The sequence below is a fragment of the Streptomyces sp. NPDC027663 genome (assembly GCF_055566415.1).
In genome coordinates, this window is record NZ_JBVHSK010000001.1 from 801,303 (window position 1) to 815,334 (window position 14,032).

A 14,032-nucleotide genomic window follows, 5' to 3' on the forward strand; every position below is an offset into this window, starting at 1 on the left:
GCCTCTCAGCTGTTCGAGATTTCGTCACACGTTCGAAATGTTGGCGTGACAGTAAGGAGGGGGCGGCAAGGGTGTCAATGGGGCGAACAGGTAACGGTTTCGGCAAAGGTTTCGACCACTCTTTCGGTCCCGCACGAAACCTTCACAGGGGCGCCTGGAACCTGACCCGTGCGGACTCTAGTCTTCCCGCGTCATGGACTACTGCCTCCCGTGCCAACGGCACCTCAATGGCGCTCTGGCCTGCCCGGGGTGCGGAACTCCGGCCGACCGGCTCGCCGTCGCGGCGGGCGCGCCGGTCGCGCACGCGCGCGACTACGCACAAGGCCCCGCGCAGCCGCCGCCGGCACCGTACGGGGGGCACACGCACGAGCGGCCGTACCACGGGCCGTACGAGGAACACGCGTACCAGGAGCACGCGCACGGGGGGCATGCGCACGAGGAGCCGGCGTCCGAGGGGCACGCGTACGAGGGGCCGTACGACGAACAGCACGAACAGCATGACGAGCGGCACGACGGTCCGGACGGGTCCGCGGAGCCGTCCTGGCCGGCGGATACGGACGAGGACGAGGACGACCAGGAGGCGGCCGAGGACGGCGCTCCCGCCGTCCGGCGTGCCCGTTCCGGGGTGAGCCGGCGGGACCGCAAGGCCGCCGTGCACCGGCGCCGCCGACGCCGTACCGTGCTGGTCGCCGCCGGATTCGTGCTCGCGGCGGGCGGACTCAGCGTCGCCGAACTCGGCACGGACGTACCCTTCTCGCCCTTCGCCGGCGACACACCGGCCACGGCGGGGGACACCGCGGCGGACGGCGGCGCCGCCTCTCCCGCGCCGGACCGCCCCGCCGACCCGCTGGACGCCTCCTCCGGCGCGACCCCGGGCGCGGGCGGCTCCGCCTCCCCGGACGTCTCGTCCTCCGCGTCCGCCTCGAAGTCCCCCAAGGCCGAGGACTCCGCCTCGCCCTCCGCCGAGGAGACCGGCGAGGCCCAGCATTCGGCCACGACGGGCTCCGGCACGAGCGTCACCACCACCGCCGCCCCGGCCCCCAGCCGGCCCGCCACCACCCCGACCGCGGCCCCGACGACCGCCGCCCCCACCCCCGAGCCGTCGCCCACCAAGACCTGCAACCGCTTCCTGTGGTGGTGCACCTGACCGGTACGGCGCACGCCGTGCCGCCCTCCGGAAGACGGGCTCCGGCAACGACCTGAAGGGGCGCGAGGAACCGCGCGGCCGGCCGGACGCAACCCGGCCCCGGAGGTGCACCCCACCCGGCAGACGCGAACCGGAACGACGCAGCCGCATCCCACGTCCAGGGATGCGGCTGCTGTCGTGGTGAACGACCGGCGTCAGACCAGCGTCACGGTGATGTTCCCCCGCGTCGCCTTCGAGTACGGGCACACCTGGTGCGCCTTTTCGACCAGGTCCTTCGCGGTCGCCGCGTCGACGTCCGGAATGCTCGCCGAGATCTCCACGATGATCCCGAAACCCTCGTCGTTCTTGCCGATGCCGACCTTGGCCGTGACCGTCGAGCCGGACACGTCGGCGCCTTCCTGCCGGGCCACGACACCCAGCGCCCCCTGGAAGCAGGCGCTGTACCCCGCGGCGAACAGCTGCTCCGGATTCGTGCCCGCACCGTTGCCGCCCATCTCCTTGGGCGGGTTCACGACGACGTCGAGCCTGCCGTCGTCGGTGGCTACGCGGCCGTCGCGGCCGTTCTCGGCGGTGGCGACGGCGGTGTACAGGACGTCGGACTGCGTGATGGGCATGCGGTTGTCTTCCTCCTCGGTCCGCCGCGACTCGCGCCCACGATCGCCGACGGATTTCGGAAAGAAGTTACCGCATGCCGAAATCGACGGGAAGGCCGTCAGAGCTTGACGACCATCTTCCCGATGTTGTCGCCGCGCAGGACCCCGAGGAACGCCTCCAGGTTGTTGTCGATGCCCTCGACCACGGTCTCGCGGTACTTCAGCGCGCCCGAGGCGACCCACGGGCCCACCTCCTGGACGAACTGGGGCTGCAGGTCGTAGTGGTCGCCGACCAGGAAGCCCTCGATGCGGCCGCGGGTCTGGATGAGGCGCGCGAGGTTCCTGGGGCCGGGGGCGGGCTCGGTGTTGTTGTAGACCGAGATCATGCCGCAGACCGCGATCCGGCCGCCCTGGTTCAGCGAGCCGATGGCCGCCTCCAGGTGGTCCCCGCCGACGTTGTCGAAGTACACGTCGATGCCGTCGGGTGCGGCCTGGCGCAGCTGCTCGTCGACCGGGCCGCTCTTGTAGTTGAACGCGGCGTCGAAGCCGTACTCCTCCACCAGCAGCTCGACCTTCTCGTCGGACCCGGCCGAGCCGATGACCCGGGAGGCGCCCTTGAGCTTGGCGATCTGGCCCACCTGGCTGCCCACGGCACCGGCCGCGCCCGACACGAACACGACGTCGCCCTCCTTGAAGGAGGCGGTGCGCAGCAGGCCGGCGTAGGCGGTCAGGCCGGTCATGCCGAGCACGCCCAGGTACGTCGACAGGGGCGCGGCCTGCGGGTCGACCTTGACCGCGTTCTTCGCGTCCAGCGCCGCGTACTCGCGCCAGCCGAAGAAGTGGAGCACGTGGTCGCCGACCGCGATGCCCTCGGCGTTGGACTCGATCACCTCGCCGACCGCACCGCCCTGCATGACCTTGCCCAGCTCGTAGGGCGCGGCGTACGACTTCGCGGCGCTCATCCTGCCGCGCATGTACGGATCGACGGAGAGGTACTTGTTCCGCACCAGCACCTGGCCCTCGCCCGGGGCCGGGACCGGCGCCTCGACCAGGGCGAAATCCTCGGGCTTGGGCCAGCCGACGGGACGGCTGAGCAGGTGCCACTCGCGGTTGATCATGACAGAGCCTTTCTCGGTCTTGCAGAGGGTTACTTCAGTACCTGAAACAACCATGCTCCTGAATATTTCATGATGTCAAGTAACCGGCTATCCTGGTGGGCATGTCCACCCCATCGAAGACCCACCGCCCCGACGCGCTGACCCTGGAGGTCGTCGAACTGATCGGTGACGTCGTGGCCCGGTTCTACGCGGACTACGAGAAGGCGGCGGGCGAGCACACCCTCACCGGCCCGCAGGCCCGGCTTCTCAGCATGCTCGCGCTGGAGCCGCTGCCCATGCGCAAGCTGGCGCAGAAACTGAAGTGCGAGCCGTCGAACGTGACCGGGATCGTGGACCGCCTGGAAGCCCGCGGCCTGGTCGAACGCCGCCCGGACCCGGCCGACCGCCGGGTGAAGGTGGCCGCCGCCACCGAGGAGGGCCGGAGCGTCGCCCGCGATTTGCGCGAGGGCCTCCACTTCGCCCGCGAACCCCTCGCCGGCCTCTCCGACGACGAACGCCGCTCCCTGCGGGACCTGCTCCGCCGGATGCTGGACGACTGACCGCCCGCACTGTCACACCGAGCCAGTAAAGTCCTCGCCATGCGCGATCTTGGGGTGGGTTTCGGTTATCTGCTGAAGGGCCAGCGGTGGGTGGCCCTTCACGGCCGGCAGTACGGGTTCGGGCTGCTGCCCGGCCTGATCACGCTGGTGCTGTACGCCGGCGCGCTCGTCGCGCTCGCCCTGTGGGGCGAGGACGCGGTCACCTGGGCGACGCCGTTCGCGGACGACTGGGCGAGCCCCTGGCAGGGCCTGTTCCGCGGCTTCCTGACGGCCGTCCTCTTCGCCCTCGGGCTGCTGCTGGCCGTGCTGACCTTCACGGCCGTTACCCTGCTGGTCGGCCAGCCCTTCTACGAGAACCTCTCGGAGAGGGTCGACGCCGACGTCTCGCCCGACGGCACCGCCCCCCGCTCGGACCTGCCGCTCTGGCGCGAACTGTGGATCTCGGCCCGGGACAGCCTGCGCGTCCTGGTCCGAGCCGGCCTGTGGGGCCTGCTGCTCTTCGCCCTCGGCTTCCTGCCCGTCGTCGGGCAGACCGCCGTCCCCGTGATCGGCTTCTTCGTCACCGGCTTCTTCCTCACCGAGGAACTCGCCGCCGTGGCCCTGCAGCGCCGGGGCGTCGAACTCCGCAGCCGCCTCACCCTGCTCCGCTCCCGCAAGACCCTGGTCTGGGGTTTCGGCACGCCCCTGGGTGTGGCCTTCCTGGTGCCGTTCGTCGCGGTGTTCCTGATGCCGGGCGCGGTCGCGGGTGCCACCCTCCTCGCCCGTGACCTGCTGGGCGAGGAGAGCGCGGACGACGAGACCGGGCAGGAGCAGGAGGTCACCTCCTGAACGCGGTCTCCGCGGCCACCGTCACGATGGACCGCACCTGCGCGATGATGTCCAGCCGGTTCTGCACGAAGTCGGGATCGGTGACCTCGGTGGTGTTCCCGGCGCCGAACTGCAGGACCGGCGTGTGCACATGCCCGCCGGGCAGCGTGTCGTGCAGCCCGAGCCGGTCGCGCAGCAGGGTCGCCCGGTAGGCGATCTCGTTGGAGAGGTAGTCGCCGCCCGCCCCGGCGCGGGCGGTGGAGCCGGGGGTCGGCCCGTCCGGGCGTACGACGGGGCCGGTCCCTCCCGCCGGGATCTCGGTCACCTCCGTGTGGTCGTACACCGGGAACCGGCCCGTGGGTGCGGCCACGACGGCCGCGTACGGCAGGGTCGTGCCCGTCCACTGCGGCTGTGACGCCGGGTCGGCGACCGGGACCGTCCCGGTCCGGGAGACGTCGTCGTTGTCCGGGAAACCGCCGCGCCAGGCGCCGTTGGTGCGCTCGATGTCGAACCGTCCGGCGCGGCCCTGGCTCACGGTCGTGAACAGGTCTACCTCCGGCAGGTACGGCCGCAGTGTCCGCTCCACCGTGCCCTCGGCGAAGTCCTGCCAGCGCACCGGGAACACCGCGGTCTCGATGCGTGCCGGCCCCTGCGCGGTCTCCACGACCGTGCCGTCCAGCGCGAGCGCGGTCGCCCCCGACGGATTCGAGATACGGATGTCCCGGTCGAGCGTGAAGGGGTCGAAGCCGGTGAGCAGGATCCGGCGCAGATGACCCCCTTCCGGGTAGCGGATGTCGGTCTGCCCGCGCGAGGTCCGCTCCAGCCGGTCCGACAGCGAGGCCCGTTGCCCGTCCGTGAGTCCGAACTCCGGCTGCCAGGTGCGCACCTGACGGGTCAGCCCCAACCGCGCCCAGTACAGGGGCCGGTCGTCGTCCCGGGACAGGTCCGCCCGTCGCCCGTCACCAGCCTTTCGGCGAAGCGCTCCGCGCCCTTCCGGTCCCGTCGGCTCCCGTCCCTGCGCCCGGTCCACGGCCCGCCGCCACAACGCGGAGCCCTCCCGTTCGACGATGCGGCGGGCCTGCGCATAGGAGTGCGCGCGTGCCAGCGACCGGCCGAACTCCGGGGCCACGTCGTCGAATCCGGAGCGCCGGAGGATCTCCTGCGGCACGGCCCTGTCGAGCCGCTGTTCCTCGACGGTGGGGGAGGGGGCGGCCGGGCCGGCAACGGCCACGGGTGTGGGGGCGGACAGGCCGGTCAGCAGGGCCAGTCCGAGAACGCCGAGGCGAAGGCGCATAAGGCTCAAGGGAGTTCGGGTCCTTCCGTCGCTGTGGGGCGCGTGGTGCGGTGGACGCCGGCAGTATCGCGTGACGGAAGCGGCCTACGCCATGGTGCGTGCGATCTCCCCGGCCTGCGCACGCAGCACCCCGAGGAACGCCCGCACCGCCGGCGCCGTCGGCCGGCCGCGTACGGGGGCCGCGTACACCGCCCGCGCCGGCGCCTCCGCACCTCTCAGGGGCGCTCGTGGGCCGGCACCCTCAGTCCACCCGTGCCCCCAGCAGCCGCAGGAAGTCGCGGAACGCCCCCGGCATGTCGACCGACTCCGGGTCCAGCAACCACTGGTACTGCAACCCGTCCATCACGGCGACGGAGCAGCGGCGCGACCCGCTCCGGCGTGAGCCCGTTCGGCAGCCGGTCCCCGCACTCGGCCCGCAGCATCCCCGCCATCGACTCCCGCACCCGCGCGTACCGCTCGCCGGAGTACCGCCGGGCCGGATGTCCCTCGCCGCCCTACAGGTGGCGCATGCACGATGGGAGGCACCTGCACGGACTCGACGAGGAGGAACCGATGGCGGCATCCCAGCCCAGCCCGGCCGAGAAGGCCCGCGAGGCGGTCGTGGAGGCCGCCCTCGGCAGACTCGGCCTCGACGCCAAGGCCCGGCTGCTGGCCGGCCAGGACACCTGGAGCCTGCCCGCGCTGCCCGAGATCGGCCTGAAGTCCCTGGTCATGTCCGACGGCCCGATCGGCGTCCGGGGCGTGCGCTGGACCGCCGACGACCCCTCCGTCGCCCTGCCCTCGCCGACCGCGCTCGCCGCCACCTGGGACCCGGAACTCGCCCGCCGGGCCGGGGTGCTGCTCGCCCAGGAGGCCCGCCGCAAGGGCGTCCACGTCCTGCTCGCGCCCACGGTCAACCTGCACCGCTCCCCGCTCGGCGGACGCCACTTCGAGTGCTACAGCGAGGACCCGTACCTCACCGGCGCCATCGGCACCGGTTACGTCCGCGGCGTCCAGTCCGGCGGAGTCGGCACCACCGTCAAGCACTTCGTCGCCAACGACGCCGAGACCGACCGCTTCACGGTGAACAACCTCGTATCCGAACGCGCCCTGCGCGAGTTGTACCTGGCCCCCTTCGAGGCGATCGTCGAGAACGCCCACCCCTGGGGCATCATGACCGCCTACAACAAGGTCAACGGCACGACGATGACCGAGCACCACCACCTGGTCAACGAGGTGCTGCGCGGCGAATGGGGCTTCGACGGCTGCAACGTCTCCGACTGGACGGCCGCCCGGGACACGGTCGCCGCCCTCGACGGCGGCCTCGACATCGCCATGCCCGGCCCCGGGACCGTGTACGGCCTGGCCCTCGCCCGGGCCGTACGGGAGGGCAGGACCGACGAGGCCACGGTCGACGCCGCCGTCCGCCGGGTGCTGCGGCTCGCCGCCCGCGTCGGCATCCTGGACGGCGCCGGACCGGCCGTCACCGAACTCCCCGCACCGGTCGACGGAGAGGCCCTGGCCCGTGAGATCGCCCGCCGGTCCTTCGTCCTCGTCCGCAACGAACGGGGCGCCCTCCCGCTGAAGGCCGGCACCGTGGCCCTGATCGGCGCCGCCGCCCGTGACGCACGCATCCTCGGCGGCGGCTCCGCCACCGTCTTCCCGGCCCGGATCGTCTCCCCGCTCGACGGCCTCACCGCCGCGCTCCCCGAAGGCACCCTCACCTATGCCGTCGGCGCCGACCCGGCCACCGAACTGGCCGCCGCCGGGCAGGGCTTCCGCCTGCGGGCCGTCTGCCGGGACGCGGACGGCGAGGTCATCGGCACCCGTTCCGCGCCGGGCGGCCTGATCCAGTGGACGGGCACGGACCTTCCCGACGGTGTCACCCTCCCCCGGGCTCTCGGCTCCGCCCGGACCGAGGGGTCCCCCGCCACCCTCCACACCATCGAGCTGACCGGCACCTTCACCCCGCGCGAGTCCGGTCCGCACACCTTCGGCATCAAGGGAACGGGCGCCTTCACCCTCACCATCGGCAGGACGACGTACTACGACGACGTCCAGCGCCCCGACAAGGAGACCCCCTTCGAAGCCTTCTTCGGCGCCCCCGTGCCCCGTGCCCGGGCCGAACTCACCGCCGGCGAGCCCGTCGACGTCTGTCTCACCCACGTCGTCCAGCTGCCCGACGACATGCCGATGCCGGTGGTCGCCTTCGCGCTCGCCCACTCCGCGCCGCGGCGCGACGCCGACGAGCTGATCGCCGAGGCCGTCGAGGCGGCCCGCGCCGCCGACACCGCCGTCGTCGTGGTCGCCACCACCGACCGCGTGGAGTCCGAGGGCTTCGACCGCGGGGACCTCAAGCTCCCCGGCCGGCAGGACGACCTGGTCCGGGCGGTCGCCGCCGCCAACCCGGACACCGTCGTCGTCGTCAACTCCGGCTCCCCGGTGGAACTGCCCTGGCGCGACGAGGTCGCCGCGGTCCTGCTCAGCTGGTTCCCCGGCCAGGAGGGCGGCGCCGCCCTCGCCGACGTCCTCACCGGCGCCCACGAGCCCGGCGGGCGGCTCCCCACCACCTGGGGCTCCCTCGCCGACGCCCCGGTCACCCGGGTCGTCCCGGTCGACGGCGAGCTGCCGTACAGCGAGGACGTCTTCATCGGCTACCGCGCCTGGGAACGGGCCGGGCGCGCCCCCTCGTACCCCTTCGGCCACGGCCTCGGCTACACCGACTGGGCCTACGACTCCCTCGACGTCGACGGCACCACCGTCCGCGTCCGGCTCCGCAACACCGGTGAGCGGCCCGGGCGCGAGGTCGTCCAGGTCTACGTCTCCCCGGCCGGGCCCGGTCCTGAGCGCCCCGCGCGCCGCCTGGCCGGCTTCGCGTCGGTCGAGGCCGGGCCCGGCGAGAGCGCCGAGGTCACCGTGGAACTCCCGCGCCGGGCCTTCGAGGTCTGGGACGAGACGGCGAAGGCGTGGGCATGTGTGAAGGGTTCGTACGAGATCTCCGCCGGACGCTCCATCGCCGACCGCAGGCTCACCGCGCCGATTAACGTCTGATCCGGGACAGTCCCCGCACACCGGGGACAAAGCCCCCCATGAACAGCCCCGGTCCGGGACCTGACACCTGGACCGGGGCTGCACGGCCCCCCACCACGGTGCCGGGCGGTGCCGGAGGACGGCACCGGACGTCGGATCACGGATTCCTCGCCGTGATCGTCCGGTACGCGATGTCCGCCAGCCGGGCCTGGCCGTCCTTGCTGGGGTGGAACCAGTCCCAGTGGCTGAGCTGATCCGTGCCGAACCGGTAGTCGTACACCGCGTTCCGGTCGAAGCGGCAGCGGCGGTCCTTGGCGCAGACCTCCTTCAGCACCTTGTTGTACTCGACCACCCGCTGCTGCACGGAGTCCCGCCGCAGCATCGCCGCGCTGGTCAGATCGTCGGCGTCGCCCAGCATCGACGGACAGATGCCGAGCTTCCACACCTGCTTGCCCAGCATGTTCGTCCGGCCCTCGGACCACAGCCGCTTCAGATTCGGCACGCTCGCCACGTACACCTGTGTCTTCGGCAGCGCCGAGCGCAGCGTGCCCATCGCCTCCTCGAAATCCGCGCGGAAGGCGGACACCGAGGTCATCGCGGACGCCGACGAACGGCAGGCGTCGTTCGCCCCCACCATCACCGTCACCAGCTCCGGACCGTGGGCGACCGCCTGCTCGATCTGCTCCGGCAGATCGGCCATGCGGGCACCCGTCACCGCGTAGTTCCAGCTGCGCTCCGCCGCCCCCTGCGCGCCCAGCAGCCGCACCGCCAGGCTGTCCACCCTGGCGTCGCTGCCCGTCGCCCACGACACCTCCGGACAGTCCGACAGCACCGTGCACGCGTCGAAGCCGCGTGTGATGGAGTCGCCCACCGCGGCGACCGAGTCCGGGCTGCGGTCCCACACCGGAGGCCGGGCCGCGTGCGCCTTCGTGCCGTCGGGCGCGGGCGCACTGCCGCCCATGCCGTCGCATCCGGCGGCGCCCAGCAAGGCGGCCGTCACGACGGCGAGAACGGCCCGCACACGGTGGCTTCGCTTCCGCATCCCTGCAGTTCCCCTCGGTCGACGGTCCGGCACTCCCTCCCATAACAACGTGCGAGGGTTCCCGGCCGGGCACCCGGGAACGGCGCACCCCCGTACAAGCGTCCCCCTGGGTGAATGGCAGCGTTTCCTGGCAGCGGGACCGACGGTACGTCACACTCCTTGCGCCGCCGCAGGGTAGCCTCGCCATCAACGCGGCCGTCGCGCCACTGCCGCCCAGCCAGTCCGCAAGATGTCCCGCTCTGCCCGGAGGTTCCGGTGACGACACGTGGAGTTCTGTACGTGCACTCCGCGCCGCGCGCGCTGTGCCCGCATGTCGAGTGGGCCGTCGCCGGGGTGCTCGGCACGCGCGTCAACCTCGACTGGATCCGTCAGCCCGCGGCCCCCGGCACCTGGCGCTCGGAGTTCTCCTGGCAGGCCGAGGCCGGCACCGCCTCCAAGCTCGCCTCCGCCCTGCGCGGCTGGCAACTGCTCCGCTTCGAGGTCACCGCCGAGCCCTGCCCCACCGCCGAGGGCGAGCGCTACAGCTGCACCCCCGACCTCGGCATCTTCCACGCCGTCACCGGCATCCACGGCGACATCCTCATCCCCGAGGACCGCCTCCGCGCGGCCCTGACCAGGTCTCAGCGGGGAGAGACGGACCTGGAAGCCGAGCTGGCCAAGCTCCTCGGCAAGCCATGGGACGACGAACTGGAGCCCTTCCGCTACGCGGGAGAGGGAGCCCCGGTGCGCTGGCTGCACCAGGTGGTGTGAGCATCCGGACATGAGTGAAGGGCCCCACCTGCAGGTGGGGCCCTTCACTCATGGTCCTCAGACGGTGCGGAAGGCCAGCACCACGTTGTGCCCGCCGAAGCCGAACGAGTCGTTCAGCGCGGCGATGCGGCCCTCGGGCAGCTGACGCGCCTCACCGACGACGACATCCGCGTTGACCTCGGGGTCCAGCTCACGCACGTTGATCGTCGGCGGAGCCGTACGGTTCACCAGCGCCAGGATCGACGCGACGGTCTCGACACCACCGGCACCACCGAGCAGGTGACCCGTCATCGACTTGGTCGCCGAGATGGCCATGTGGTCGACGTCGTCGCCGAAGACCTTGCGCAGCGCCTTGATCTCCGCGACGTCACCCTGCGGCGTCGACGTGGCGTGCGCGTTCACGTGCACGATCTCGGCCGGCTTCAGGTCCGCGTTGTCGAGCAGGTTCTGCAGCGCGTGGGCGATGCCGTTGCCGGACGGCTCGGGCTGCGTGATGTGGTGGGCGTCGGCAGAGATGCCCTGCCCGACCGCCTCGGCGTAGATCCGCGCGCCGCGGGCCTTCGCGTGCTCCTCGGACTCCAGCACGATCACACCGGCGCCCTCGCCGAGCACGAAGCCGTCACGGCCGGCGTCGTAGGGACGCGAGGCGCCCTGCGGGTCGTCGTTGTTCTTGGACATCGCCATCATGTTGCCGAACGCGACGATGGGAAGCGGGTGGATGGCGGCCTCGGTACCACCGGCGACGACCACGTCCGCACGCCCGGTGCGGATCATCTCGATCGCGTACCCGATGGCCTCCGCGCCCGAGGCGCAGGCCGAGACCGGGGTGTGCACACCGGCGCGGGCACCCAGCTCGATACCGACGTTGGCCGCCGGGGAGTTGGGCATCAGCATCGGCACGGTGTGCGGGGAGACGCGGCGGACGCCCTTCTCCTTGAGCACGTCGTACTGGTCCAGGAGGGTCGTGACACCACCGATGCCGGAGGCGATGACGGCACCGAGACGGTCCGGGTTCACGGACGCGTCCTCGCCGGCCCTGGCGGTGAAACCGGCGTCCTTCCAGGCCTCCTGAGCGGCGATCAGCGCGAACTGCGCGGACCGGTCCAGCTTGCGGGCCTGCGGCCGGGGGATGATCTCGCCCGGCTCGACGGCGATCTGCGCGGCGATACGGACCGGCAGCTCGGCCGCCCACTCCTGCTCCAGGAGGCTGACACCGGACTTGCCGGCGACGAGGGCCTCCCAGGTCGAGGCTGCGTCGCCACCCAGCGGTGTGGTTGCGCCGATACCGGTGACGACCACGGTGCGATTGGTCGGGCTCACGGGAATTCTTTCTCCAACGGATGCGGGATTCGACGGCGCCACCGCCGGGTGGCGGGGCCTTGCAGCCTGACGGCCTACAGCCTGGCTCAGGCCTGGTGCTTGAGGATGTAGTCGGTCGCGTCGCCGACGGTCTTGAGGTTCTTGACGTCCTCGTCCGGGATCTTCACGTCGAAGCGCTCCTCGGCGGCGACGACGACCTCGACCATGGACAGCGAGTCGACGTCCAGGTCGTCGGTGAAGGACTTGTCCAGCTGGACGTCCTCAACCGGGATGCCGGCGATCTCGTTCACGATTTCGGCGAGACCGGCGACGATCTCTTCCTGAGTGGCGGCCATGTCAGGCGCTCCTTCTTAGATATTCCAGACGGTTTGTGGCATTTGCCCCCCTGCCGAATCGCATGATCCGGCACGGAGTGCCTAGGGGAGGGTAACGACCGTGGCGGCGTAGACGAGACCCGCCCCGAATCCGATGACGAGCGCGGTGTCGCCGCTCTTCGCCTCCCCGGTCGCCAGGAGCCGCTCCATCGCGAGCGGGATCGAGGCGGCCGAGGTGTTGCCGGTGGTGCGGATGTCACGGGCGACCGTGACATGCTCCGGCAGCTTGAGCGTCTTCACCATCGAATCGATGATCCGCACGTTGGCCTGGTGCGGGATGAAGACGTCCAAGTCGTCCGCGGTGATTCCGGCCGCGTCCAGCGCCTGCTGGGCGACCTTCGCCATCTCGAACACGGCCCAGCGGAACACCGCCTGGCCCTCCTGCGTGATCGCAGGGAACTTGACGTTGCCCTCGCTGTCGACGGGCAGTTCGGTGAGGTCGCCGATCCTGAAGCGGTCCCACGGGACGGTCTGCTTGATCGTCTCGGACTTGTCGCCCTCGGAGCCCCACACGGTCGGGCCGATGGCCGGTTCCTGTGAGGGGCCGACGACGACCGCGCCGGCGCCGTCACCGAAGAGGAACGCGGTCGCCCGGTCCTCCAGGTCGGTCAGGTCGCTCAGCCGCTCCACGCCGATGACGAGCACGTACTCGGCGGAACCTTCCACCACCATGCCCTTGGCGAGGGTGAGGCCGTAGCCGAAGCCCGCGCAGCCGGCCGAGATGTCGAAGGCGGCGGCCTTGCCGGTGCCGAGCTTGTCGGCGATCTCGGTGGCGACGGCCGGGGTCTGACTGAAGTGCGAGACGGTCGAGACGACCACGGCACCGATCTGCTCGGCGTCGATGCCGGCGTCCGCGATCGCCTTGCCGGAGGCCTCGATCGCCATCGCGGCCACGGTCTCGTCGGGACCCGCCCAGTGCCGGGTCTCGATGCCGGAGCGCGAACGGATCCACTCGTCGGACGAGTCGATCTTCTCGAGGATCACCTCGTTCGGCACGACCCGGGTCGGCCGGTAACCGCCGACGCCGAGGATGCGCGCATACGGGGAGCCCTTGCTGGGCTTGATCTTCGCCATGCTGCTCGGACTCCTTGTCAGGCCGTGTGCTCGGCGATGAGCTCGCGAGCCGCCTCGAGGTCGTCGGGGGTCTTCAGGGCCAGCGTCTTCACGCCGGGCAGGGCGCGCTTGGCCAGGCCGGTCAGGGTGCCGCCCGGGCACACCTCGACCAGTGCGGTGACGCCCAGCCCCTTGAAGGTCTCCATGCACAGGTCCCAGCGCACGGGGTTGGCGACCTGGCCCACGAGGCGCTCCAGCACCTCGGCGCCGGAGTCGACGGTCTGCCCGTCCTTGTTGGAGACGTAGGTGACCTTCGGGTCGGCCGGCGACAGCCGCGCCGCGGCCTTCGCCAGCGTCTCGACCGCGGGGGCCATGTGCCGGGTGTGGAAGGCGCCGGCGACCTTCAGCGGGACGACCTTGCGGACGCCCTCGGGCTTGTCCTCGTTCAGCGCGGCCAGCTGCTCCAGCGTACCGGCGGCGACGATCTGGCCCGCGCCGTTGATGTTCGCGGGGGTCAGCCCCAGCTTCTCCAGGTGCGCGACGGACGTGTCGGGGTCGCCGCCGAGCAGCGCCGACATGCCGGTCTCGGTGATCGCGGCGGCGTCGGCCATCGCCAGACCCCGCCTGCGGACGAGACCGAGGGCGGCCGTGTCGTCCAGGACCCCGGCGAACACGGCGGCGGTGATCTCACCGACGCTGTGCCCCGCGACGGCGCCCGGGACGATCACGGTGCCCGCCGCGTCAGCGGTCAGCGAGTAGGCACCGAGTGCCGCGGCGGACAGGATCCCGGCGGCGACCAGCAGCGGCTGGGCCACCGCGGTGTCACGGATGGCGTCGGCGTCGGCCTGGGTGCCGTAGTGGGCGAGGTCCAGTCCGATGGCGTCGGACCACGCGGCGACGCGGTCCGCGGCGCCGGGCAGTTCGAGCCAAGGAGTCAGGAAGCCGGGCGTCTGGGCGCCCTGGCCGGGAGCGACGAGTACGAGCAC

General features: G+C 71.8%; 13 protein-coding genes and 1 pseudogene. 5 read left to right on the plus strand and 9 right to left on the minus strand.

All coding sequences use genetic code 11. The features are described 5' to 3' along the window. Positions 1 to 193 precede the first annotated feature (193 nt). Positions 194 to 1,147, plus strand: coding sequence for an SCO2400 family protein (locus ACZ4SF_RS03530; RefSeq protein ID WP_468377621.1), 954 nt, complete (start codon positions 194 to 196; stop codon positions 1,145 to 1,147). A 194-nt stretch (positions 1,148 to 1,341) separates the two neighbouring features. On the opposite strand, the gene ACZ4SF_RS03535 is transcribed toward ACZ4SF_RS03530, so the two are convergent. Both ACZ4SF_RS03535 and ACZ4SF_RS03540 read right to left on the minus strand, forming a co-directional pair. Continuing rightward, positions 1,342 to 1,761 carry an organic hydroperoxide resistance protein gene (locus tag ACZ4SF_RS03535; RefSeq protein WP_468377624.1) on the minus strand — a complete coding sequence of 140 codons (420 nt, stop codon included), beginning with the start codon at positions 1,759 to 1,761 and terminating at the stop codon, positions 1,342 to 1,344. Between the two features lie 98 nt (positions 1,762 to 1,859). Next, positions 1,860 to 2,858 (minus strand): NADP-dependent oxidoreductase, encoded by a 999-nt coding sequence (locus tag ACZ4SF_RS03540; RefSeq protein ID WP_468377626.1) that lies wholly within the window; start codon positions 2,856 to 2,858, stop codon positions 1,860 to 1,862. Between the two features lie 101 nt (positions 2,859 to 2,959). On the opposite strand from ACZ4SF_RS03540, the gene ACZ4SF_RS03545 reads away from it, so the two are divergent. Both ACZ4SF_RS03545 and ACZ4SF_RS03550 read left to right on the plus strand, forming a co-directional pair. After that, the gene (locus ACZ4SF_RS03545; protein WP_468377629.1) at positions 2,960 to 3,397 is read left to right on the plus strand and encodes a MarR family winged helix-turn-helix transcriptional regulator; all 438 of its coding nucleotides are present in this window, start codon (positions 2,960 to 2,962) and stop codon (positions 3,395 to 3,397) included. Positions 3,398 to 3,436: 39 nt separating this feature from the next. After that, the gene (locus ACZ4SF_RS03550; protein WP_468377631.1) at positions 3,437 to 4,225 is read left to right on the plus strand and encodes an EI24 domain-containing protein; all 789 of its coding nucleotides are present in this window, start codon (positions 3,437 to 3,439) and stop codon (positions 4,223 to 4,225) included. On the opposite strand, the gene ACZ4SF_RS03555 is transcribed toward ACZ4SF_RS03550, so the two are convergent. Together ACZ4SF_RS03555 and ACZ4SF_RS03560 are read right to left on the minus strand one after the other, a co-directional pair. Next, positions 4,215 to 5,498 carry a pyroglutamyl-peptidase I gene (locus tag ACZ4SF_RS03555; protein ID WP_468378293.1) on the minus strand — a complete coding sequence of 428 codons (1,284 nt, stop codon included), beginning with the start codon at positions 5,496 to 5,498 and terminating at the stop codon, positions 4,215 to 4,217. The two genes, ACZ4SF_RS03550 and ACZ4SF_RS03555, sit on opposite strands and share 11 nt — an antisense overlap. Positions 5,499 to 5,739: 241 nt before the next feature. After that, positions 5,740 to 5,986, minus strand: a pseudogene (locus tag ACZ4SF_RS03560) (TetR family transcriptional regulator C-terminal domain-containing protein); the annotation flags it as partial. Between the two features lie 64 nt (positions 5,987 to 6,050). Here ACZ4SF_RS03560 and ACZ4SF_RS03565 point away from each other — a divergent pair. Next, positions 6,051 to 8,528 (plus strand): glycoside hydrolase family 3 protein, encoded by a 2,478-nt coding sequence (locus tag ACZ4SF_RS03565; protein ID WP_468378297.1) that lies wholly within the window; start codon positions 6,051 to 6,053, stop codon positions 8,526 to 8,528. 136 nt (positions 8,529 to 8,664) lie between these two features. On the opposite strand, the gene ACZ4SF_RS03570 is transcribed toward ACZ4SF_RS03565, so the two are convergent. Further along, positions 8,665 to 9,549: an SGNH/GDSL hydrolase family protein gene (locus ACZ4SF_RS03570; protein ID WP_468377633.1), complete on the minus strand. Its 885-nt coding sequence runs from the start codon at positions 9,547 to 9,549 to the stop codon at positions 8,665 to 8,667. A gap of 255 nt (positions 9,550 to 9,804) precedes the next feature. Between ACZ4SF_RS03570 and ACZ4SF_RS03575 the strand changes: the two genes are divergently transcribed. Continuing rightward, positions 9,805 to 10,299: a DUF3145 domain-containing protein gene (locus ACZ4SF_RS03575; protein ID WP_468377636.1), complete on the plus strand. Its 495-nt coding sequence runs from the start codon at positions 9,805 to 9,807 to the stop codon at positions 10,297 to 10,299. Between the two features lie 57 nt (positions 10,300 to 10,356). Here the strand turns inward: ACZ4SF_RS03575 and fabF are convergent, their stop codons facing one another. The 4 genes from fabF to ACZ4SF_RS03595 all read right to left on the minus strand — a co-directional run bounded on the left by fabF (position 10,357) and on the right by ACZ4SF_RS03595 (position 14,032). Then, a complete protein-coding gene (gene fabF / locus ACZ4SF_RS03580) occupies positions 10,357 to 11,619 on the minus strand; it encodes a beta-ketoacyl-ACP synthase II (RefSeq protein ID WP_468377638.1) in 1,263 nt (420 codons plus the stop codon). 86 nt (positions 11,620 to 11,705) lie between these two features. Further along, positions 11,706 to 11,954, minus strand: coding sequence for an acyl carrier protein (locus ACZ4SF_RS03585; protein WP_030341284.1), 249 nt, complete (start codon positions 11,952 to 11,954; stop codon positions 11,706 to 11,708). Positions 11,955 to 12,035: 81 nt separating this feature from the next. Continuing rightward, complete coding sequence (locus ACZ4SF_RS03590; RefSeq protein ID WP_468377641.1) at positions 12,036 to 13,067, minus strand: beta-ketoacyl-ACP synthase 3; 1,032 nt, start codon at positions 13,065 to 13,067, stop codon at positions 12,036 to 12,038. 17 nt (positions 13,068 to 13,084) lie between these two features. After that, complete coding sequence (locus ACZ4SF_RS03595) at positions 13,085 to 14,032, minus strand: ACP S-malonyltransferase (protein WP_468377643.1); 948 nt, start codon at positions 14,030 to 14,032, stop codon at positions 13,085 to 13,087.